20 protein-coding genes are annotated in these 22,202 nt (G+C 58.8%); 7 read left to right on the top strand and 13 right to left on the bottom strand.

What is annotated here, in order from left to right:
• Window positions 1–48: 48 nt before the first annotated feature.
• The 6 genes from RVM26_RS07805 to RVM26_RS07780 are packed head-to-tail and all read right to left on the bottom strand — an operon-like array spanning window position 49 to window position 5,774.
• Entirely contained in the window at window positions 49–912 is an 864-nt protein-coding gene (locus RVM26_RS07805) for a phosphodiesterase (RefSeq protein ID WP_498941580.1), read from the bottom strand.
• Window positions 905–1,987 (bottom strand): ABC transporter ATP-binding protein, encoded by a 1,083-nt coding sequence (locus RVM26_RS07800; protein WP_498941579.1) that lies wholly within the window; start codon window positions 1,985–1,987, stop codon window positions 905–907. Before RVM26_RS07800 ends, RVM26_RS07805 begins: the two co-directional genes overlap by 8 nt.
• A gap of 55 nt (window positions 1,988–2,042) precedes the next feature.
• Window positions 2,043–2,828, bottom strand: a complete 786-nt coding sequence (locus RVM26_RS07795) for an ABC transporter permease (protein ID WP_498941578.1) — start codon at window positions 2,826–2,828, stop codon at window positions 2,043–2,045.
• On the bottom strand, window positions 2,825–3,721 hold the full coding sequence (locus tag RVM26_RS07790) for an ABC transporter permease (protein WP_498941577.1): 897 nt from the start codon (window positions 3,719–3,721) through the stop codon (window positions 2,825–2,827). The genes RVM26_RS07795 and RVM26_RS07790 overlap by 4 nt, the downstream gene beginning before the upstream one ends.
• A gap of 2 nt (window positions 3,722–3,723) precedes the next feature.
• A complete protein-coding gene (locus RVM26_RS07785) occupies window positions 3,724–4,740 on the bottom strand; it encodes an ABC transporter substrate-binding protein (RefSeq protein ID WP_498941576.1) in 1,017 nt (338 codons plus the stop codon).
• Window positions 4,737–5,774: a helix-turn-helix transcriptional regulator gene (locus RVM26_RS07780; RefSeq protein ID WP_498941575.1), complete on the bottom strand. Its 1,038-nt coding sequence runs from the start codon at window positions 5,772–5,774 to the stop codon at window positions 4,737–4,739. The genes RVM26_RS07785 and RVM26_RS07780 overlap by 4 nt, the downstream gene beginning before the upstream one ends.
• Before the next feature lie 234 nt (window positions 5,775–6,008).
• On the opposite strand from RVM26_RS07780, the gene RVM26_RS07775 reads away from it, so the two are divergent.
• A complete protein-coding gene (locus RVM26_RS07775) occupies window positions 6,009–7,457 on the top strand; it encodes a cobyric acid synthase CobQ (protein ID WP_498941574.1) in 1,449 nt (482 codons plus the stop codon).
• Window positions 7,458–7,463: 6 nt separating this feature from the next.
• Here the strand turns inward: RVM26_RS07775 and RVM26_RS07770 are convergent, their stop codons facing one another.
• Complete coding sequence (locus tag RVM26_RS07770; protein WP_498941573.1) at window positions 7,464–7,868, bottom strand: RidA family protein; 405 nt, start codon at window positions 7,866–7,868, stop codon at window positions 7,464–7,466.
• Between the two features lie 182 nt (window positions 7,869–8,050).
• Here RVM26_RS07770 and RVM26_RS07765 point away from each other — a divergent pair, with 182 nt between their 5' ends.
• On the top strand, window positions 8,051–8,611 hold the full coding sequence (locus RVM26_RS07765) for a hypothetical protein (protein ID WP_498941572.1): 561 nt from the start codon (window positions 8,051–8,053) through the stop codon (window positions 8,609–8,611).
• 113 nt (window positions 8,612–8,724) lie between these two features.
• Window positions 8,725–9,252, top strand: a complete 528-nt coding sequence (locus tag RVM26_RS07760) for a cytochrome b (RefSeq protein ID WP_498941571.1) — start codon at window positions 8,725–8,727, stop codon at window positions 9,250–9,252.
• A gap of 107 nt (window positions 9,253–9,359) precedes the next feature.
• Here the strand turns inward: RVM26_RS07760 and RVM26_RS07755 are convergent, their stop codons facing one another.
• From RVM26_RS07755 to RVM26_RS07745, 3 genes are all read right to left on the bottom strand, one after another.
• On the bottom strand, window positions 9,360–10,538 hold the full coding sequence (locus RVM26_RS07755) for a vWA domain-containing protein (protein WP_498941570.1): 1,179 nt from the start codon (window positions 10,536–10,538) through the stop codon (window positions 9,360–9,362).
• A 3-nt stretch (window positions 10,539–10,541) separates the two neighbouring features.
• Window positions 10,542–11,396: an AAA family ATPase gene (locus RVM26_RS07750; RefSeq protein WP_498941569.1), complete on the bottom strand. Its 855-nt coding sequence runs from the start codon at window positions 11,394–11,396 to the stop codon at window positions 10,542–10,544.
• A gap of 88 nt (window positions 11,397–11,484) precedes the next feature.
• On the bottom strand, window positions 11,485–13,458 hold the full coding sequence (locus tag RVM26_RS07745; protein ID WP_498941568.1) for a sigma-54-dependent Fis family transcriptional regulator: 1,974 nt from the start codon (window positions 13,456–13,458) through the stop codon (window positions 11,485–11,487).
• A 288-nt stretch (window positions 13,459–13,746) separates the two neighbouring features.
• Here RVM26_RS07745 and RVM26_RS07740 point away from each other — a divergent pair, with 288 nt between their 5' ends.
• Together RVM26_RS07740 and RVM26_RS07735 are read left to right on the top strand one after the other, a co-directional pair.
• Complete coding sequence (locus tag RVM26_RS07740; RefSeq protein WP_498941567.1) at window positions 13,747–15,561, top strand: NAD(P)-binding domain-containing protein; 1,815 nt, start codon at window positions 13,747–13,749, stop codon at window positions 15,559–15,561.
• Between the two features lie 15 nt (window positions 15,562–15,576).
• Window positions 15,577–16,641, top strand: coding sequence for a 2,3-butanediol dehydrogenase (locus RVM26_RS07735; protein ID WP_498941566.1), 1,065 nt, complete (start codon window positions 15,577–15,579; stop codon window positions 16,639–16,641).
• A gap of 74 nt (window positions 16,642–16,715) precedes the next feature.
• On the opposite strand, the gene RVM26_RS07730 is transcribed toward RVM26_RS07735, so the two are convergent.
• On the bottom strand, window positions 16,716–17,480 hold the full coding sequence (locus tag RVM26_RS07730; protein ID WP_498941565.1) for a Rossmann-fold NAD(P)-binding domain-containing protein: 765 nt from the start codon (window positions 17,478–17,480) through the stop codon (window positions 16,716–16,718).
• Between the two features lie 114 nt (window positions 17,481–17,594).
• On the opposite strand from RVM26_RS07730, the gene RVM26_RS07725 reads away from it, so the two are divergent.
• Together RVM26_RS07725 and RVM26_RS07720 are read left to right on the top strand one after the other, a co-directional pair.
• Window positions 17,595–18,689 carry a diguanylate cyclase gene (locus RVM26_RS07725; protein WP_498941564.1) on the top strand — a complete coding sequence of 365 codons (1,095 nt, stop codon included), beginning with the start codon at window positions 17,595–17,597 and terminating at the stop codon, window positions 18,687–18,689.
• A 571-nt stretch (window positions 18,690–19,260) separates the two neighbouring features.
• Window positions 19,261–19,872, top strand: a complete 612-nt coding sequence (locus RVM26_RS07720) for an OmpW/AlkL family protein (RefSeq protein ID WP_096922812.1) — start codon at window positions 19,261–19,263, stop codon at window positions 19,870–19,872.
• A gap of 81 nt (window positions 19,873–19,953) precedes the next feature.
• Here the strand turns inward: RVM26_RS07720 and pepQ are convergent, their stop codons facing one another.
• Both pepQ and RVM26_RS07710 read right to left on the bottom strand, forming a co-directional pair.
• Window positions 19,954–21,258 (bottom strand): Xaa-Pro dipeptidase, encoded by a 1,305-nt coding sequence (pepQ, locus tag RVM26_RS07715; RefSeq protein ID WP_498941563.1) that lies wholly within the window; start codon window positions 21,256–21,258, stop codon window positions 19,954–19,956.
• A gap of 10 nt (window positions 21,259–21,268) precedes the next feature.
• Window positions 21,269–22,180, bottom strand: coding sequence for a LysR family transcriptional regulator (locus tag RVM26_RS07710; RefSeq protein ID WP_287805151.1), 912 nt, complete (start codon window positions 22,178–22,180; stop codon window positions 21,269–21,271).
• Between the last annotated feature and the right edge of the window lie 22 nt (window positions 22,181–22,202).

The raw sequence follows: 22,202 nt of genomic DNA, 5'->3' as shown, positions 1-22,202 counted from the left end.
TTCGGGTGCATCGTCGCCAAGCGACATCAGAGGCGAGTCGATAGAGCATTAGTCGATCAGCCCGTGCTCGTCGTAAAACGGGAAAGGCCCAGGATAGCGCTCGATGAACCCCTGGTGCGTCACCATGCCATTGGTCGCTGACCATTGGTGAAGCAGGTAACCGGGCGGCTCCATTTGAAAGTGAGCGGGGCCGCCTGGAGTAAGATCCAGGCTGACCTGGTGGGAAACCCCCGGGCAGCTAATGGCCAGGGTACGGGCAAAGCGCGCTTGAATTGAGCGGTGCAGATGCCCGCATAGCACGCGCTCGACCTGGGCATGGCGAGCAATGACGCTGGCCAGGGCGTCTGGATGCTTCAGCGGCTGAGCGTCCATATGTCCAATGCCGCTCATGAACGGATGATGATGCACCATCACCAGCGTTGGTTTGTGGGGTTGCTGGGCAAGCGTTGCCTCCAGCCAATGCAGGCTCTCCTCGCTGAGTTTCCCGTGGGGTTTACCGGGAACAGAAGAATCGAGCCCCACGAGCCGCACCGGATACTCCTCCACCACCCACTGCACGGCGTCGCGGTTCTGAAACAGATAGTGATGTTCGGGAAATGCGGCGCGTAGGTGAGCGCGGTCGTCATGATTGCCGGGAATCAGATACACGGGCAGCGTCAACTCGGCAAGAATCTGCTTGAAGGTAGCGTACTCGTCAGGCTGGCCAAAATCGACCAGGTCACCGGTGATGAGTACCAGGTCAGGCCTAGGGGCGAGCTGGTTGAGCGTGTCGATGGCGTGACTCAGCGCACGGGCGGTATCCACCTGGCGATAGGAGCGTTTGCCGCCCGCCTTGATATGTGGGTCGCTGATCTGTGCGATGAGACATGAAGAAGGGTCGGGTATCGTAGTGTCGAATCCGTCATTAGCCATTGACCACCTCCTGAGTGCGTACCGAAGGCGTAGGCCTGTCGGGATGAAAAAGTACGTGGGCGGGTAGCGCAAGGCTAATGATGGCATCGTGGGAGTAGCGCTGGCGGGAAGAGGCTTCGACCTGAAGGGGGGCAGCGCCACCGGTGTCGACCATCAATCGTTGCGTCTGACCCAGAAAAATGCTTTGTACTACCTTGCCGCGTATGTCCGCTTGGGCAGCGGGGACGACCTGTATGTCTTCAGGGCGGCAGTAGACCGTGGAAACTCCCGTCAAATGCGGGGCCACGAGTTCGCCACCGTGGACGGCCAGCCCGCCATCGGCGCGGGTAGTGATCACCTCCAGGCAGTTGACCGCGCCAATGAAATCGGCCACGAAGGCATTGGCAGGCTGATGGTAAATTTCTTGAGGAGAGCCCAACTGAGCAATGCGGCCAGCCTGCATGACGGCGATGCGATCACCCAGGGCCATTGCTTCGTCCTGGTCGTGGGTGACGTAGACGGCGGTAGTGCCCAGCTCACGCAAGAGCTGGCCAATTTCGATCCGTAACCGATCGCGTAATTTGGCGTCCAGAGCGGCCAGTGGTTCATCGAACAGAAGTACTTTTGGCCTTACGGCAATGGCACGGGCGAGCGCCACACGCTGCCTCTGGCCTCCAGAGAGGGCGTCGATACGCCGCTCTCCAAAGCCTTGCAAGTCCACCATGCGCATGACGTCATCGAGTCTTTGCTCAATCTCGGCGCGGGGGAGACGCTGTATTTTCAAGCCGTAGGCAATATTGTCGGCCACGCTCATGTTGGGGAATAGCGCGTAGTTTTGAAACACCATGCCCACATCGCGTTTCTCGATTGGTAACGCCGTGACGTCGCGCTTGCCAAACTGAACGCGTCCACCCTTGTCGGGGCTCTCCAGGCCGCTGATGATGCGCAGGGTCGTTGTTTTGCCACAGCCTGATGGCCCAAGCAGGACGAGGGTTTCGCCTGCTTCGACGTGCAGGTCCAGTGGTTGCAGGGCCGTGTTGCCGCCAGCGAAGGTGCGGCTGCACTGGGTCAGGGTAATGCTGACAGATGAACTCATGTTGGTTTCTCGCATCAAGCAATCAGGCGTTAATGGTAGTGGTAGGCTCGGTCGTTCAGTGGCGTCGGGTGAGCTTGCCAGCCCACTGAATCGCCACTAGCAGCGGTACGACCATGACAAGAAAGATCAACGTATAGGCCGAGCCCACTTCCAGGCGCATGGAGGCGTAGCTGTCGGCCAGGCCGACAGGCAGTGTCTTGGTCAGTGGCGTATGCAGCATCCAGGTAATGTTGAATTCGCCAATCGACAGGGTCACCACCATCAATGCGCCTGCCAGAATGCCGCTCATGCTGTTAGGGATGACTACGCCGAAAAAGCGTTGCCTGAAATTTGCGCCCAAACTAGCCGCAGCCTCCTCCAGTTGAGGAAGCTTGGCGGTTTGCATGACGGCAAGCACTGCACGCACCATGAACGGGAGCGTAAAGAGCACGTGGCCCACCAGGATGAATAACCAGCTGCTCCGAAACTCACGATAGCTGCCATACGCCAGCAGCAGCGCCAGGGCGGTGGCCAGCCCAGGGACAGCCACCGGTAACAGCAGTAATTCTTCAATGGCGTTGGCCCAGCGCCGACGGCTGCGCAGCAGGCCATAAGCCGCTGGTACACCAATCACGACCGTGATCAGCAAGCAGGCAAGTGCCAGTTGGATGGAGAGCAAGATGGTGTCGGCATAGAGTTGCCAGACCTCGTTTACCCAGCGCAGGGTCAACCCACTCTCCAACCCCAAGAAGTAATTTTCGGTCAGCCCCGCCACCACCGACATGGCAACGGGTACGATCATGAACAGGCACACTAGTAGGGTGAAGCTCAGCTGAAGCGTGAAGCGTAGGCGAGATTTCATGCCGAAGCCCCCAGATTGCCGCCAGCCAGCCTGCTAGCAAGACTCAGTGCCAGCCAGGTGATGACGCCCAGCACGACGGAGAGGGCGGCTGCCATGGCGAAATTGGCGTAGTTGGTGAATTCACCGTAGATGTTGAGGGGCAGAATGCTCAGGCGTGTGCCAAGCGTAAATGCCGTACCAAAGGCGCCCATGCTGGTCGCAAAACAGATGGCGCCGGTGGACAGCAACGCGGGGGCGATGCCGGGTACGATGACGTCCTTGGTGACTTGCCAGGTGTTGGCGCCCAGTGATCGGGCGGCTTCCTCGAGGCTTCTATCCAGGTTGTCACAGGCGGCCATCACGGTGGTGATCACGCGGGGAATCGAGAAGTAGAGGTAACCGATGAACAGCCCGGCCAGCGAGTAAGCGAACATCCAGCGCTCACCAAACAGCCACAGGCTGGTTTGTGCCAGTGCCCCTTGTCGTCCTCCCAGCATGATGACCAGAAACCCCACGACGACGCCCGGGAAGGCCAGCGGAAACGTGAGAATCGCCACTAGGACCGATTTGCCGAAAAAGTGATGGCGAGCGAGAAAGAAACCGGCAATGCCCGCGATGGCCACCGCCGTGAAGGAGACAATTAGCGAAATACCGATGGTGTTTGCCAAACTGATCAAATACTGGCGATGGGTGAGAATGGTGAGATAGGCGCTGATGCCACTACTGCGGTCTGCTTCGGCCCCCATGACGATCAGTCGAGAAAAAGGCAGTAACCAGAAGGCGCAGAAGATGACCAGCGCTGGCAGCAAGGTCAGCAGCGCGGGAAGGTAAAGACGTAATGCATGACCTGAGCCACCTGGTCGTTGACGCAAGTAAGAAGCAGCCCCTGAGGGCTGCCTGGATGCCGCAGTCATGATTAACGCACCTCCGACAGATACCGCTCGGAGAAGCTGCGCTGGGCAGCCGCCATGGCGGTGTAGTCGACGGCTTCGGCGCGGGCGTAATCGCTATCCGGTAAGAAGACTTCCCGAGCTTCGGCGGAGATGGCGCTTTCACGTACCGGGCGTAGATAAGCATCGGCCCATACGGCTTGACCCTGGTCGGAAAGCACGAAATCGAGCACCCGTTGGCCGTTCTCCGGGTTCGGACCCTCTTTGACCAAGCTCATCACGTAAGGTACGACTACGCTACCTTCTTCAGGAATGACGAACGCCACGTTGGCCCCATCGCCATGACGAGCACGGTAGGCGTTGAAGTCGTAATCCAGCAGAATGGGAATTTCACCGGAAATTACACGCGCATAACTGGTTTGCTTGGGCACGATGGGGGCGTTGTTGGCGAGTTCGTTGAAGTAGTCGATTGCCGGCGTAAAGTCATCGAGGTCACCACCCATGGCCAGGTTGACCGCCACGGCTCCTACATAACCCACGAAAGCGCTGGCGGGGTCGAGATAACCCACCATGCCGCGATATTCGGGCTTGAGCAGGTCTTCCCAGGATGTGGGTACCGGTGCGCCATCCAGGGCATCGACATTGACCATGAAGCCAAGGGTGCCGGAGTGAATGGCGAACCAGTTACCCTCGGGGTCCTTCAGACCTTCCGGAATCTCATCCCAATGGGCGGGCTGATAGGGTGTCACCACGTTCTCTTCCATGGCTTGAATGCCAAAGGTCACGCCATAGTAGACGACATCGGCTACCGGGCTACCGGCTTCCGCCACCAGTTGGGCGAGTGATTGGCCAGAATTCTTGTTGTCCTGAGGAACGCGTATGCCGGTTTCCTGTTCGATCAATCGCAGTTGAGTGCCCCAATCCGCCCATTCCGGTGGGCAGTTGTAGCAAATGGCGCTATCGCTGGACTGAGCAAAAACGCCCCCCGATGCACTGATCACTGTCGTGGCGAATACCGCTTGATAAAGACGCTTGAGATTCATGATGTGCTCCTCTGAGAAGTGCCTAACGTGGACTTGCTGGGTGTCGGCATAGCGACGCTTTCGCCCTCACGCAGTGCGTAGGGCAGGGGAGCAGGGATACAGTTCTCTCCCCGAATCTTGGCTAACAGAACATGAACGGCGGTGCGACCGATCTCGGCACGGGGTTGCTCGATGGTGCAAAGTGAAGGGTAGAGGTGTTTGCCCAGGGCAATCCCATCGAAGCCCATGACGGATAGATCGCCGGGTACACTAAAGCCCCCGCGCTGTAGTTCGCCCATCAGGCTGATGGCGAGCAGATCATTGGTACAGATCACGGCCGTGAGCGCATTCACACCCGACAGCTCCGGCATCAGGCTGGCGAGGTCTGCTTGGGTATGACGCGCCATTTCCACCAGAGGGCGAGCTTCGAGCCCTGCCTGGGCCATGGCATGGCAGTAGCCTGCATATCGCTGTTTCGCTCGGTCCGACTGAAGCAACGGGCCCGCCACCATGCCAATGCGCGAGTGACCCAAGGCCATCAGATGTTGGGTAGCATCCATACCGGCAGCGTGATTATCGACGCCAATCGAGTCGAAACCGCTGTCGGCAGGTGGGTTATAGACCAGCAGGCAGGGGGTGTTTTCCAGCCGCAGCTTCTCCAATACAGCGCTATTGCCAGCATCGGCAACGGTGAGTACCAAGCCGTCGACGCGCTGGCGCAGCATCTCTTCGACGATGTCACTCTCGCGCCCTGGCGAGTATTCACTGGTGGTTACCAGCAATGAGTAACCGCACGTGCGGGCAGCCACTTCCATGGCTTGCAACTGCTCTGCAAATACCGGGTTATCGAGACTGGGAACCATCACGCCGATCATCAGGGTGGCTTGGGAGCGCAGCTGTTGAGCGACTTTGTTGGGCCTGAATGCCAACTGCCTGGCCGCATCGAAAACGCGCTCTCGCGTCGTCGGGCGTACCAGATCCGGCGTGGAAAAAGCGCGGGCCGCCGTCGCCCTAGAGACCCCGGCAAGCTTGGCCACACTGAGCAAATCAGCCATGCAAAAGTACCTATCGTTGAAGTAATGAGATCGATCTCATTTGTTGGGTACTAGGCTAGAGGGGGTATGTGACGTCTCCATGTCGGGAATATGTATTTTTGGCTTGGTTATGATGACAAAGCCACGAAGCCCGCATCCCTCGGGCCTTGATAAGCGAGTTTTCGTCTGGGACATTGCGCTCACCCAACGGGCTGGCTATAGTCTCGCTCCAGATCACTATGGCAACTTCTCTTCATGACCACACTGATGATTCAAGGCACCACCTCGGATGCAGGCAAAAGTACCGTGGTGGCGGGGCTGTGCCGTGTTTTGCAGCGGCGGGGGTTCTCGGTGGCTCCGTTCAAGCCCCAGAACATGGCGCTCAACAGCGCCGTGACCATCGATGGCAGAGAGATTGGCCGCTCCACTGCGCTTCAGGCCCAGGCGGCGGGGGTGATGCCGCACAGTGACATGAACCCGGTACTGCTCAAGCCGGAAACGGACCGGGGGGCCCAGGTGATCCTGCGGGGCAAGGTGCATGGCCATATGGATGCGCTGGATTATCACGCCTTCAAACGTACCGCCCAGGAGAGCGTGATGGCCGCCTGGCAGGCGTTGTCCCAGCGCCATGAGGTGATCATTGCCGAAGGGGCGGGGAGCCCGGCAGAGATCAATCTGCGCAAGGGGGATATCGCCAACATGGGCTTTGCCGAAGCCGTGGATTGCCCGGTACTGCTGGTGGGCGATATTGACCGCGGCGGCGTGTTTGCTCAATTGGTTGGCACGCTGGCGCTACTGAGTGACAGCGAACAGGCCCGCACCAAAGGCTTTATCATCAACCGTTTTCGGGGCGATATTGCGCTGCTAGAACCAGGGCTAGAGTGGTTGGAAGCGCGTACCCAAAAGCCGGTGCTGGGCACGCTGCCGTATCTACAAGGGCTGCTGCTGGATGCCGAAGATAGCATCGGCACCGTGCAGGCGGAGAAAGAGAGCCAAACGCTCAAGGTTATCGTTCCTGCACTGCCGCGCATCAGTAACCACACCGATTTCGACCCGCTGCGCCTGCATCCGCAGGTATCGCTTAGCTTTATCGGCCCCGATCAGCCCATTCCCCGCGCTGATGTGATCATTCTTCCCGGCAGTAAAAGCACCGCTAGCGACTTAGCCTGGTTAAAGCGCCAAGGTTGGGACGCCGCGATTACCCGCCACCTGCGCTACGGCGGCAAAGTGCTGGGCATTTGCGGCGGTTTTCAAATGCTGGGGGAGTGGGTCGATGACCCCGACGGGCTAGAGGGCACGCCCGGGAAAGTCGCCGGTTTGGGTCTGTTACCGCTGACGACACGCATGGTGGCGGGCAAGCAGCTTCGCAACGTGAGCGGCGTGCTAATGGGCGAAGAAGCAACGGTCGAGGGGTATGAGATTCATAATGGTGTGAGCGAAGGTCCGGCTCTGAGTAGCCCGCTCTTCGATCTAGGCACCCACTTGGATGGGGCCATCAGCGAGGACGGCCAAGTGATGGGCACTTACCTACACGGCCTGTTTGATCATCCAGAAGCCTGCCAAGCGCTACTCACCAAGCTTGGCCTAGCTAAGGCAGACAGCGTCGATTACAACGCTCACCGCGAACAAGCCTTGGAGCGCTTGGCCGATACGCTGGAAGCGCACTTGGATATCGACGCGATCCTGGCATTGGTGAGCGCTTGACGGACGTTATGTCTCAGCAGTGTCATTGGATGGACGTTTGGCCATCAACGTGATTTCTACCAAACTGCCACCGCAGATATGGGGGGATTCGGTGCAGGTCCGCGCTGGATAGCGACCAGGTTCGAAAAAATCCGCATAGATGCTGTCAAACGCACTGATTTGCTTAAGATCCACTAAGTGCACGTCAGCGCGCACTACGTCAGCAAGGCTGCCACCCTCTTGTTCGAGCATACGGGCGAGTTCACGCAGAACTAGGCGAGCCTCCTCTTTGATATCGCCCCGCGCCGCATCTCCGTTAGAAAGATCGGCCACCGTGAGGCCAGAAATAAACATGTAGTGGTCGTCAACTACCATGTGGCTGCCAGGAAAATCCGGCTTTGGCAGGGTCGGGTCATTGATGAACTGGGTCATATGCTCTCCTTGGCAATAAAAAACGCCTTGCCTTCAGTGCGACTTCCCTAGATCAAGAGGGTTCCATCGACAACAGGCTGGTGTCTCCTCGTGCTTTGCTCTACGCTGGCGGGCTTTCATAACCCGTCAGCGCTTGTCGCTACGAAACATGGCGGGGTGAACGAACGTAACGAGAGAGCGTCATGAAGGTAGTCCATGTAAGTCAGAGTGAGCCACGCGATGCGTGTTTGGCCAAGCTATGCGCCGAGGTGTATGGCCAGCAGGCAGGCTTGACGCCGTTGGTGATCTTTACCGGCACCAAAAATGTACTGTTTGCCCAAGAAGGCGCGCGGTTGTTGGCAGGGGTTGATGGCGAAGGACACCCTATAGCGCTGGCGCTATTGGTGCTGGATGAAGCGGGCGAGGGCATGACCGTGACTCACGCCTGCGAGTTTGCAAAAGGTGCAAAAGCTCGTTTGTTGAGCGAGCTCAGTCTGAAGGCTCCGCTGCGCATCGATACGCAGGATGAAAAAGAGAAAGCGTTCTATCAGAAGTGCGGCTTCAAACGCTGGTTCGCGGCGGATAATGGCCAGCATATTGGGCTGTCGGCGCGCCATCCTGCCAAGAGCCTTGAGGCGCTATCGCCCACGTTAGCACTGGATGAAGCATTGATTTTGCGCCGCTTTAAACACGATGCGGCTGCGTTTGCTCAGGCTAAAGAGGCATTTTTAACCGGGATCAATAATGTGCCTGCGACGCTTTAAGGCAACGAGACGTTCCATTTTTTGCAACCAATTTCCATGCTGTTGTCATGATCTGGTGAGCTGTGCTGGGTAAGATAGTGCCATGGTTCAACGTTTGTTAAGAGGAATAATAGATGGCGCTAACAGTGATGGACAGCTCTACGCGTTACGGGTTGGTGAGTCGGGCATTGCACTGGGGAATGGCGCTACTGTTTGTATGGCAATTTAGCAGTGCCGCCGCCAGAGTATTTTTAGAAGATACGGCGATTGAAGGCTTCCTTTGGGGTACCCATAGTCAAGTGGGTGTGGTGTTAATGGCGCTCGTTGTGATTCGCGCTGTTTGGGCAGTGATGAATGTGCCACGGCGTCCGCCCGCGGTGAGCGTGATGGCGAAGCTTGGCCACTTAGCGCTGTACGGGTTGATGATTGCCGTGCCAGCGATTGCGCTGATTCGTCAGTATGGCTCGGGCCGTGCGCTGGATGTATTCGGGCTGTCTCTCATGTCGGGCGGCGGTGAGCGCATCGAGTGGATGACTGACTTAGGCGGCTTGTTACACGGCGAGCTGGGTTGGGCGCTGTTAGCACTGGTAGTAGGTCATATCGGCATGGCGGTGTTGCACCGCCGCTTGACGGGCCACAGCCTGATGACTCGCATGGCATAGCCTGCGAGCCCGTTCAACATGGCGTCCATAAAAACGGCGTGCCTCCTGGGCACGCCGTTTTTTTTGCGCTGCAGTTGTGGTGAATGGTGGTGGCGAATAGACGCCCGCTACTTGGCCAGGTCACGCATGGCGGTTTCCAGCCCTTCCAGCGTCATCGGATACATACGGTCGTCGATGAGCTCGCGAATGAGCGTGGTCGAGTAGGTGTATTCCCAAGCGCGGGGAGGCATTGGGTTAAGCCAGGCTAAAAGGGGGAATTTCTCGGTCAAGCGTTTGAGCCACACGCCGCCGGCTTCATCATTGAAATGTTCGACGCTACCGCCAGGATGGGTGACCTCATAAGGCGACATGGCGGCATCGCCCACGATCACGACCTGATAGTCCGCGCTGTAGGTGTGCAGCACGTCCATGGTGGGGATGCGTTCGTTGCCCCGACGCAGGTTGTTTCTCCACACGCCTTCATACAAGCAGTTATGGAAATAGAAATGCTCCAGGTGCTTGAACTCGGAGCGTGCCGCAGAAAAGAGCTCTTCGCATACCCGGATGTGGTCGTCCATGGAGCCGCCCACGTCCAGAAACAGCAGCACCTTGACCGCATTGTGGCGCTCCGGGCGCATCTGGATATTGAGCAGCCCGGCATCGCGGGCGGTTTCGCGAATTGTGCCGTCCACATCGAACTCGTCCCGAGCGCCCTGGCGGGCGAATTTGCGCAGCCGTCGCAGGGCCATTTTGATGTTGCGGGTGCCCAGCTCCAGAGAGTCGTCGTAATCGCGAAAGCGTCGCTCGTCCCATACTTTGGTGGCGCGGCGGTGGCGGGAACCATCTTGCCCAATTCGAATGCCTTCCGGGTTGTAGCCGTAGGCTCCAAAGGGGCTGGTGCCGCCGGTGCCAATCCATTTATTGCCGCCTGCGTGGCGCTCTTTCTGCTCTTCCAGGCGCTTCTTGAAGGTCTCGATAAGCTCTTCGAGCCCGCCTAGCGATTCGATCTTGGCCTTCTCCTCGTCGGTGAGCTGTTTCTCGAATTCGCGGCGCAGCCACTCATCGGGAATCAGCGCTTCGATGGCGGCGTCCATGTCCTCAAGGCCCTTAAACCAGGCCGCAAAGGCGCGATCGAAGCGGTCAAAGTGGCGCTCATCTTTGACCATCACCGTACGCGCCACCTGATAGAACGCCTCCATATCGGCAAACACCACGCCGCGCTCCACCACCGCGTGAAGGTCCAAAAGCTCCCGCAGTGAAACAGGTACGCCCGCGCGCTTGAGGGTTTCAAATAAGCCGATAAACATGGCTTAGCGCCCGCTGTTCTTCTGGCGACGCATCATAAAGGCCAAGCGTTCAAGCAGGTGGGTATCCTGCTCGTTTTTGACCAGCGCACCGGCCATGGGCGGCAGCGCTTTGGCAGGGTCACGATGGTAGAGCGCTTCTTGTGCCAGCTCATCGGCCATCAGCAGCTTGAGCCAGTCGACCAGCTCTGAGGTTGAGGGCTTTTTCTTGAGGCCAGGTGCGCTGCGCAGGTCAAAGAAAACCTCCAATGCTTCGCTGACCAGTTTTGGGGCAATATTCGGGAAGTGAACATCCACAATCGCCTGCATGGTTTCGCGGTCGGGGAATTCGATATAGTGGAAAAAGCAGCGGCGCAGAAAGGCATCCGGCAGCTCTTTTTCGTTGTTGGAGGTGATGACAATGATCGGGCGTTTTTCGGCGCGGATGGTTTCACCGGTTTCGTAGACGTGAAACTCCATGCGATCCAGCTCCTGGAGCAGGTCATTGGGGAATTCGATGTCTGCCTTGTCGATTTCGTCGATCAACAGCACGACACGCTCGCCGGCGGTGAAGGCTTCCCAGAGCTTGCCGGGCTTGATGTAGTTGCCGACGTTCTCGACGCCTTCCACGCCCAGCTGCGAGTCGCGCAGGCGGCTTACCGCATCGTATTCGTAGAGCCCCTGGGCTGCCTTGGTGCTGGACTTGATATGCCAGGTGATCAGCCGAGTGCCCAGCGAAGCCGCCAGCTCTTCGGCCAGCAGCGTCTTGCCGGTGCCCGGCTCGCCCTTGATCAGCAGCGGGCGCTCAAGTACCACGGCAGCATTCACCGCCTGTTTAAGCGCATTGGTTGCGATATACGAAGAAGTGGAATCAAACGCCATAGTGGGCCTCGGCTTATTGGAAGCGTGGTGAATATCAGATTCAAACAAGTGTACGTGAGGCTGGCCCTCCGGGCCAAGCGCCCACGGCTCAGGTCTTGTTGGGCGGTACCAGCCCAAGACGATGCATCTGGCGGTACACGGTAGGGCGTGACACGTCCAGATGGCGAGCCACGGCACTGACATTCCACTGGTGCTGGTGGAGCAGTTCGGCCAGCGGGTGGTGCTGTGGGCTGGCCTGCTGGGTCTGGTCGAGACGACGGCGGGTGATGCGTGCGCCCAGGCACTGCTCCGGCAGGTCATGCACGGTAATCTCGTCGCTTTCGGCAGTGGCCAGTGCAAATGCCAGGGCATTCTTGAGCTGACGTATGTTGCCAGGCCAGGTGTAGGCCAGCAGGGCGCTGATGGCATCGGCTCTCAGGCGGGGCTTGTGCGCGCCTTGGCGCTCGTTGACGACCTCATCGAACACCTGACGAATCACGAAGAGCCGGTCGGCGCGTTCGCGCAGCGGTGGTAAGCGCAGCTGGGCACCGTTCAGGCGGTAGTAGAGGTCTTCACGAAACTCGCCCTGCTCAATCATGGTATCGATGTGGCGGTGGGTAGCGGTGATTACTCGAATGTCGACTTTTTCCGGTTTGTTTGCCCCTAGCGGCATCACTTCCCGCTCGGCCAGTACCCGCAGCAGGCGGGTTTGCAGGGCCAGTGGCATATCGCCGATCTCGTCTAAAAACAGCGTGCCGCCATGGGCCTGGGGGATCAGCCCGCGCATACCTTTTGCCCGCCCGCCGGTAAACGCGCCGGGTGCGTAGCCGAACAGCTCGCTTTCGATCAGCGCTTCGGGAATCGCCGCACAGTTCACCGCAATAAAGGGGCCATTGGCGCGGTTGCCGCTATCGTGCAGCGCACGGGCGACTACTTCTTTGCCGGTACCGGTTTCACCACTGATCAGCACGTTGACACTGGCTTCGTTACGCAGCCGTTCGGCCAATTTCTGCACTTTGCGTATAGCGGGGTCGTCGGCCCCCAGCCGTTCTAGCGCTGTTGGCAACGAGGAGGCGGGCTTTCCGAGTGGCGCGATGCGCGGCCTGCGCGGCTCAAGCAGGCTAATAAAGTAGATGGCGTTGCTGGCGCGGGCGCGAAACGCCCTGAGCTGGTCGTTGGTCGCGCTGTTGATACTCAGCACATCGGCAATTTCGCACTCAAACAGTTCGCTGAGCATCGGTGCGTGTTGAGCAGACCACGGCGGCCAGCGCTGTTGGTGCGCACTGATCAGCTCGCGGCCCACGGCGTTGGCGGCAATAACCTGGCCGTTCTCTTCTATCGCGATCAGCCCACGCCCGTTCACATGCACAAATTCCCGCGAGGTATCTAAGCGCACCATCAGGCAGTCGCGGTAGCGCTGCAGAAAGTAGGCGTCTTCGATCATGCGGGCGTAGAGCGTCACTAGCGATAGGCTGAAGTTCTGACTCTCATGCTGAGTGGGCGACTGCAGCGCAGAGATATCCAGCACGGCCATCACGTTGCCTTGCGGGTCGGCGATAGGGGCAGCCGTGCAGGTCAGCGAAATATGCGTGGCGTCGAAGTGCTCCTGGCGGTGGCAAATGATCGCTTGGCGGTCGTGCAGGCAGGTACCTACGGCGCAGGTACCCGCGAAGCGCTCGTCCCAGTCGGCTCCTAAATAGAGGCCCGCTTTGCGTAGCTGCTGGTCTTGATTGGGATTGCCGCGAAACTCCACGGTAATGCCGCGATGGTCGGTGAGTAGCAGCACGTAGCCGAGCTGGGCGATTTGCCCATACAGTTGATCGACCCCGGCGCGGGCAACGTGCAGCAGCTCATCAACGGATTCCCGGTGCTCGATCAAGGTTTGCTGGGGCACCACCCGGGCAGGGCGTGGCTGCGTGGGGTCGAGTTGGTACTCGTTGAGGCAGCGCAGCCAGGAGCGGCGGATGGTGGCCTGTGCCGGTAGCTGTGGCGCATCGAGCCCTTCACCGAGCTGGAAGATGTGCTCGATATGCTGGCGCTGCACGGAGGCCAAGCGTGTCGGTGGTAGTGATGGCGTTGGCATGGCGAATCCACACACGATTATTGTTGTACTTCCAGCCTATGCGCTTTGTAGGGGGTGTCAACGAAGGTGTATTACGCCGTTAGTCGTGCGTTACACCTGTAACGTTAGCCGTACACAAGGCGTGACAGGTGTACGCGGTTTGCGCTGTTTTATAACGGTGTGTGGATGTTTGATTGCTTATATTTTTCAATCGCTTATTGACTATTTGGCGCATTTGGCACGGCGGGTGCTTAGGGTTGAGTGTCTTATCGACAGTTCAACAATAACAACGACCTTGGAGTACCCGCGATGACTCACACAGAGGTAAGAACCCCATCCAGCGCTACCAGCACCGTCAACGCATGGCTGCATGATTTTGATGAGGCGCTGCAGGCACGCGATAGTCAGCGCGTGCTGACGCTATTCAACGACGAGTGCTACTGGCGCGATTTTCTGGCGTTTACCTGGAATCTAAAAACCTGCGAAGGCAAAGAAGAAATCCAGGCAATGCTTGATGCCACGCTGGCCAATACCCAGCCCACCCAGTGGCAGCTTGACGGGGAAGCCAGCGAAAACGGCGATACCGTCGAGGCGTGGTTCACCTTCAAAACGGCCATTGCCAGCGGAAAAGGCTACCTGCGGTTGAAGAACGGCAAGTGTTGGACACTGCTCACCACCCTGCAGGCGCTGGACGATTTTCCCGAACCGCGCAACCACCATCGCCCTAAAGGGGCCGAGCATGGTGCCAACAAACAGCGCGAAACCTGGCTGGAAGCCCGCGAACGGGAGGAAGCCGAGCTTGGCTACACAAAACAGCCTTACTGTGTCGTGATAGGCGGTGGCCAAGGCGGTATTGGCCTGGGTGCGCGGCTAAAGCAGATGGGCGTGCCCACCATCATCATTGAGCGCAATGAGCGTGCGGGGGACTCCTGGCGCAAGCGCTATAAATCCCTCTGCCTGCACGACCCGGTGTGGTACGACCACCTGCCTTATATTCCCTTCCCGGAGAACTGGCCGGTGTTTGCCCCGAAAGACAAAGTGGGCGATTGGCTGGAAATGTACACAAAGGTGATGGAGCTCAATTATTGGAGTTCCACGACCTGCGACAATGCACGCTTCGATGAAGCCGCAGGCGAGTGGGTCGTGAACGTGAAGCGCAACGGCGAAGAGATCACGCTACGCCCGAAACAGCTGGTGATGGCTACCGGGATGTCCGGTATGCCTAACGTACCCAAGTTTGCAGGCGCGGAGAGCTTCCAGGGCGAGCAGCAGCACTCCAGCCAGCACCCAGGGCCGGATGCGTATGCGGGCAAAAAGTGCGTGATTATTGGTTCGAATAACTCGGCTCACGATATTGCTGCCGCGCTCTGGGAGCACGATGCCGATGTCACCATGCTCCAGCGCTCCTCAACCCATATTGTTAAGTCGGATTCATTGATGGAAGAAGTGCTGGGGCCGCTCTACTCAGAAGAGGCGGTGGCAGGCGGGCTGACCCACGAAAAAGCCGATCTGATCTTTGCCTCAATTCCTTACAAAGTGCTGCCTGACTTCCAACGCCCGGCGTTTGAGGCGATTAAAAAGCGCGATGCTGAGTTTTATCAACGGCTCGAAGACGCGGGATTTATGCTCGATTTCGGTGACGATGAGTCTGGCCTGTTTTTGAAGTACCTGCGCCGTGGCTCGGGCTACTACATCGATGTGGGGGCCTGCGATCTGGTCGCCAATGGCGATATCAAACTGCGCAGCGGTGTGGGTATCGAGCGGATCAATCCGCGCTCGATCACGCTCACCGACGGCAGCGAATTGGACGCTGATCTGATCGTCTACGCCACCGGCTATGGTTCGATGAATGGGTGGGCGGCTCGACTGATTTCTCAAGAGGTAGCGGACAAGGTGGGCAAATGTTGGGGATTAGGCTCTGACACCACCAAAGACCCCGGCCCGTGGGAAGGCGAGCTGCGCAACATGTGGAAGCCCACTCAGCAAGAGGCGTTGTGGTTCCACGGTGGCAACCTGCATCAGTCCCGGCACTACTCGCACTACCTGGCGCTGCAGTTGAAAGCGCGTATGGAAGGCCTGGAAACCCCCGTGTACGGGCTTCAGCCGGTACATCATGTGTCTTGATAGGAAGGGCTAGTCATGAGTCAAACCAATATGCAAGCAGCGGTGTGGTATGCGGCCAGGGATCTTCGCGTGGAGCAGGTGCCTGTGCCAACCATTAACGACCCTCACTCGGTGAAGGTGAAAGTGGCCGCCTGTGGGATTTGCGGCAGCGATTTGCATGAATACGCCGCCGGGCCGATTTTCATCCCGGTGGACAAGCCGCACCCCATTAGCGGCGAACAGGCGCCGATCATCATGGGCCATGAGTTTGCGGGGGAAGTGGTGGAGGTCGGTGAAAAAGTCACCCGCGTGAAGGTGGGGGATCGCGTCGCCATCGAGCCGATCCTGTCGCCCAACAAGGATGGCGCTTACCAGATGGAGCGCTACAACCTGACGCCGCTGCTCGGCTTCCACGGCCTCTCCGGCGGTGGCGGCGGATTTTCGGAGTTCACCGTGATGGGTGAGCATATGGTGCACAAACTGCCGGATGACCTCAGCTACGAGCAGGGGGCGCTGGTCGAGCCTGCGGCGGTCGCGCTGCATTCAGTACGCCAGAGCAGCCTCAAAGCCGGGGATAGTGCCGTGGTGTTTGGTGCGGGGCCGATTGGTTTAATGACCATCGAAGCACTTAAAGCCGCCGGGGCTGCACAGATTTATGCGGTGGAAGTCGCACCGTCCCGTAAGGCAAAAGCCGAAGCACTGGGAGCCATGGTCGTCGACCCACAGCAAGAGGACGCGGTGGAGAAACTGCACGCCTTGAGCGGCGGCGGGGTGGACGTGGCCTTCGAAGTGACCGGCATTCCCGCCGTGCTCAACCAAGCGCTGCACAGCACCCACGAAGGGGGCGAAGTGGTGGTGGTGAGTATTTGGGAGGGTGACGCCAGCTTCCAGCCCAATGACCTGGTCATCAAGGAGCGCACCATGAAAGGCATCATTGCCTATCGCCATGTGTACCCAGCGGTGATGGCGCTGATGCAGCGGGGCTACTTCCGCGCCGAGGATATGGTCACTCAACGCATTCCGCTGGCGGATATCGTGGAGGAGGGCTTTGAGGCGCTGCTGAGCGATAAGGCGCAGGTGAAAATTATCGTCACGCCATAGCGGTACGTTTTTGAAAGGCGAAAGGCCATCCGCGGATGGCCTTTTTTAATGGGATTTTTTGATGGGCGGTGCCGCTACTCGGCATAAATCATTTTGCGCGTCATCCCGCCGTCGGCGACAAAGTTCTGCCCGGTGATGAACCCGGCCTCGTCGGACAGCAGAAAGCGCGTCAGGGCAGCGATGTCTTGGGGCGTGCCCACGCGTCCCACCGGATGCTGGTCACGATCGATGGCGCGGTGCTCCACCGGCTGCTGGCGGCTGGGCTTTTGCCAGTCGCCTACTTCGATCCAGCCTGGGCTGATGGCGTTGACGCGAATGTCCGGGCCAAGGCTCACGGCAAGTGCATGGGTGAGGGCCACGATGCCACCTTTGCTGGCCGCATACGCTTCGGTGTCGGGCTCGGATTGCAGGGCCCGGGACGAGGCCATCAGCACGATACTGCCTCCATGAGGTCGCAAATGCGCCGCCCCATGCTTGGCGCACAGGAACGCTCCGGTGAGGTTGGTATTCAAGTAGGCTTGCCAGGTTTCCAGTGGCAGCTGTTCGATCGTGCCATGAAACGGGTCGGCGATGCCCGCGTTATGGACGATGCCATCCAGCCTGCCAAAGTGTTGCACGGTACGTTCGAGCGTGCGGGCAATGTGTCCCTCTTGGCTGACGTCAGCTTCCAGAACCAATAGCCGGTCGTACTGTTTCAACCGCTGCGCAGCATCACGTAGCGCCTCTGCATCGATGTCGACGATAGCCACCTGGTGGCCGTTGGAAAGGAGTTCATTCGCAATGCCCAGACCAATCCCCTGGGCACCGCCCGTCACATACACTGTTTTACGCTGCACCATGACAATTTTACCGCCTGAAGGCCAAGTGAATAGGGGAAACGTGCGTTAGCGGAGCCAAATGTAAAATATCTACACAGCTAAAGACAGCACCTACTTTAATGCATAGAGTTAAACATGTTGAAGGATATCAAACGCTCCGTAAGTGTCGGGTCAAGGGTGTGTGAAAGCCAATTGCAGGCGTTGTCGTGCCCCGTGTTGTTCATCAGCGACAGTGACACCTTCGATGCGCGTATGCGTGCCGCTCAGCTCAATGCCTGTGGTTACTTTCTGAAGCCGGTCAATATCCCGCAGTTGGTCAACCGGCTGGAGCAGTTGCTGCAAGAACGCCAGTCCCCGCCTGCCCGCATTCTGGTGGTGGATGATGACCAGCAGCTGGCAGCGTATTACCAATTGGTGCTGGAAGCCGCAGGCATGGAAGTACGAATCCTCGATAATCCACGCCATATCCTGGATCAGCTGCACTCGTTCCGTCCCGAGCTGCTGCTGATGGATGTGCACATGCCCGACTACGATGGCCCGGACCTGGCATCGGTGGTGCGGCAGTACGATGAGTGGAGCAGCCTGCCCATCGTTTTCCTGTCGGCAGAAACCGACCTTGGCAAGCAGGTGGATGCGTTGAGCCATGGGGCAGACGACTTCCTGACCAAGCCTATTCAGGCCGCGCAGCTGGTGGCTTCGATCCGGGTTCGCGTGGCGCGTTCGCGTACGCTGTCGGCCTTGTTGAACAAAGACAGCCTGACGGGACTGTTGAAGCATGCCAGTATCAAGAGTGCGGCGATCAATGAAATCGCCCGCAGCTATCGGCAGGCGTACTCCGTGGTGGTGGCCATGGTCGATATCGACCACTTCAAATCGGTCAATGACACTCACGGGCATGCCATTGGCGATGTGGTGATTGCCTCGGTCGCCACTCTGCTGCGTCAGCGCTTGCGGCAAACCGACATGATTGGCCGCTACGGAGGGGAAGAGTTCTTGCTGGTGCTGCCCCATTGCAGTGCCGAGGATGGCCGTAAACGTCTTGAGGATGTCCGCGAGTACTTTTCGCGCCTGCGTTTCAGTCAGGGCGGGCAAGAGTTTGCATGTACGCTCTCGGCCGGCATGGTGTGCAGCCTGGACGTGGCGGAGAGTGACAGGGAGCGGTTACTGGTGCTGGCCGACGAGGCGCTCTATCGCGCCAAACGCGGCGGGCGCAATCAGGTGTGCAGCTGATACCGGGTGGGGCCAAGCGTCGTTATGAAGCATAGGCCTGAGTTCCTGCGCACCATTGGTGCGATCCGCGCTTCCTGGCGCTGAGGATGATACGAGAAATAGGTGGGAATTTTTATAAGATGTTGTTTTTAATGTTTTTATAAAATATTGGCACGTTGCTCGCTATATATTAGGCAAGCGGCAAATGAATAGAGTCTTCACCGTTAGCCTGACCCGCGGATTATCGAAGCTCTCCCTTCTTTGCCATGCCGATGCGACCTGTCGCACGGTACAACGAGTGAGCTGGCGTGCTCCACCTGGGTCCCCTTCGGGGGACTTTTTTTATGCCTGTCGTTTTGCCACCCTGTCGTTTTGCCACTATGAGGTATCGAGGCAACTTGCCCAGATACCTCATGGTGGGGTCACCTGCGTGCCTAATGGTATGCCTCTTTAAAAAAAGCTATCAGAGACCAAAAACCTATAATAAAATTTCACAGGAAATTTGGAAACAGTGTTCGTATAGTATATGTTGTATAGGATAGCTGGTGTGTTCCGGCACTTACCCCCAAGGAAGACGCAAGAGGATACCCTGATGAGCAAGCTAAAACTGATGACTGCCGCCGTTGTTTCTGCCAGCGCGTTCATGGCCAGCCAAGCTGCCATGGCCTACGAAGCGGGTGATGTGTTCGTCCGTGGCGGTGTTGCCCAAACAGATACTGGTTCCGGCAACGGCAACGTGGGTGATGCAGACCTGAACGTGCAAAGTGCCCGTGGTTTCACCTTCGGTGCGGGTTACCTGTTCACCGACAAAATCGGTATGGAGCTGAACAGCTCTGAAAAATTCGAGCATGATCTGAACACGCGCCCGGGTGGCGATGCAGGCAGCGTCGATCGCCTGCCGGTCAACCTGCTGGTCAACTACTACCCGATGGGTGGTCTGGACTCTCGTGTACAGCCCTACGTGGGCGTGGGCCTGAACTACACCCGCTTCTCGGGTGAGCCGGAAGGTCTGAGCGTGGAAAGCAGCTATGGTGTCATCGGTCAGGCAGGTCTTGATTTGGCCGTCACCGAAAACATCATGCTGAACGGCTATGTGAGCTACGCCGACGTCAACTCCGACATCAACCTGGATGGCGCTGGCCGTGTAGGTGAAGTGGACATCGAGCCTGTCACCGTAGGCGGTGGTATTACCTACCGTTTCTAAGCCTATCGTTTTAAGTCTGGCGGTTAATCGCCAAGGTACGCCCGGTTCCTTCATTGGAACCGGGCGTTTTTTTACCTGGCACTAATGTGTTTGTGTCAGGTTGTCGCAGCCGCTTTCCGTGATCACGATGTTGTCTTCGATGCGGATACCACCGCAGGCGGCCAAAGCGTCCACCGTGGCCCAGTTGACGGCAATTCCCTGCTGGCGCAGCGGTGCCAGCAGCATGGGAATGAAGTAGAGCCCGGGTTCGATGGTGACTACCATGCCGGGGTGCAGCGTGCGCGTCAGGCGTAGTGCCGGATGTTGCGGTGGCGGCGGCGCTGGCGTGCCATCGGGGTGCATCAGCCCCGCCACGTCATGCACCTGGATGCCCAGCGAGTGGCCCAGACCATGCGGGCAGAAGGCACGGGTCACGCCCAGCTCGATAGCGCTTTCCGCGCTGCCTTCGTACAGCCCGTGCTGCACCAGAATTTCGGCCAGATAGCGGTGCATCTGCTCGTGGAGCGACACGAACTCCACGCCGGGCGCGGCGTGCTGAATCAATTGATCTTTCAGGTGGTGCAGGGCAGTGATCAGCTCGCCAAAGGCGGCCGGGGCGTCGGGGCCTGCGTGGGTGCGGGTGATGTCTGCCGCGTAACCGCGAAAGCGCCGCCCGGCATCCACCAACAAGCTGTGGCGCTGGCTGGGGGCGCTCAGGTCATAGCGCTGATAATGCAGCACGCCAGCGTGCTGATTGAGCCCGATGATGTTCTGGTACGGCACGTCCGACTCGCGCTGACGGCTGGCTTGCAAATATGCCAACTGGATATCCAGCTCGCTGGCGGTGCCCACAAAAGCGGCCTTGGCGGCCTGATGCCCGGCAACGGCCAGGCGATTGGCTTCCCTCAGGCAGGCAATCTCATAGGCGGTCTTGTACATGCGCAGTTCGTCCAGCGCACGGACGAGGGCGTTGGGGTGCAGCTTGGCGGTGTTGGCGAGCACTGAAACGCTCTCCAGGGTCTCGATATCGCCAATCACGGCTGCGTTGCCCGCTAGCGGCGGGGTGATCTTGTCGCTGCACAAATGCACGTCGAATTCGGCTACCCAGGGCTCTTCCGGCAGTTGGGTGGGCAAGTGCCAGAAATCGGCTGGCGCGTAGATATAGAGCTGTGGCCGCTGACCGGGCTGCACCACGATCCAGCTGTGCTGAACATCGGCCAACCCTACCCAGTGGGTGAAATGCCCGTAGGCCTGAAAGGTCGTGGTGTGATCATCGGCGAAATGGTAGCGGGCGTGGCCACTGTAAATGGCCAGGCAATCCAGCCGATGCTGCTCAAGCAACTGGCTATAAGCCTGGCAAAGATGCGCGATATGCTCACGCTGTAGTGCGTTCAGTGATGCAGACATGGGGTTTCCTTCAGGGTCGTAGGGGAGGGAGCTCGCTCCATAAGCTGTCCAGCTCTGCGTGGTGGTGTTGTTGGTGACGGTAGAGCCTCAACTCCATGGGCACGTCCCAGCGACTGTCGCCTGCGCGCACCAGCTGACCGCTGGCCAGTTCGCTGGCCACGTTGCGTTCAGGTAGCCAGCTCATGCCGTAGCCCAACAGTACCAGTTCCTTGATGCCTGCGGCGTAGAGGTTCTCGCTCTGCGCGGTCAGGTAGGTCGTATGGGGAAGGCGGGCAAGGTGTGCCTTGACCGCCGAACCCAACAGCCCGCGTTTGGGGTAGGCAAGCCAGGGCACCGTCTGCTGGCGCGTGCCAGGTAGCTGCGTGCAGGGGGATCCATCGCTGGCCAGGCCCGTCACGGGTATCAGCCGCTCCTGGCCAATGACGCGGTAGGTGCTGCTGCTGGTGTCGATGTCCAGATCGCAGCGGCCCACGGGCCAGTAGCAGATGGCCAGATCACACTCGGCCCTGGCCAGCGCCTGAAAATAGTCGCTGGCCACCCAGCCCGTGGCGCGCAAGTAGGGCTGCACACGGTCTTGCCAACCCAGTTGGGTCAGCCATTCGGGCAAAAAGTGCGCCAGCAGGCTTTGCGGGGCAGCCACCATGATGCGGCGCTGCTGGCCAGCGCTGATCGCCCGTACGCGCTCTCTGGTGAGGCGCACGCGCTCGGTGACCTGTTCGCAGAGCGTCAGGAACTCTTCCCCCGCTGGAGTCAACGACAGCGGCAGGGTCTGTCGGTTGATCAACGTCACGCCCATTTCCTCTTCCAGCAGCTTGATGCGCCGTGAAAAAGTAGGCTGTGTCACGTGCTGCTCGTCGGCAGCGCGGGAGAAGTGTCGCGTTCTGGCCAGGGCAATGAAGTCTTCTAGCCAGCGAATTTCCATGCCTTACCTCGCAAGACGGCCT

Origin of the sequence: Halomonas sp. KM072 (assembly GCF_050710315.1) — a bacterium.
Lineage (GTDB): Bacteria > Pseudomonadota > Gammaproteobacteria > Pseudomonadales > Halomonadaceae > Vreelandella > Vreelandella hamiltonii.
The sequence above is the reverse complement of the archived record's forward strand: the minus strand, read 5'-3'. Positions and strand labels throughout refer to the sequence as shown.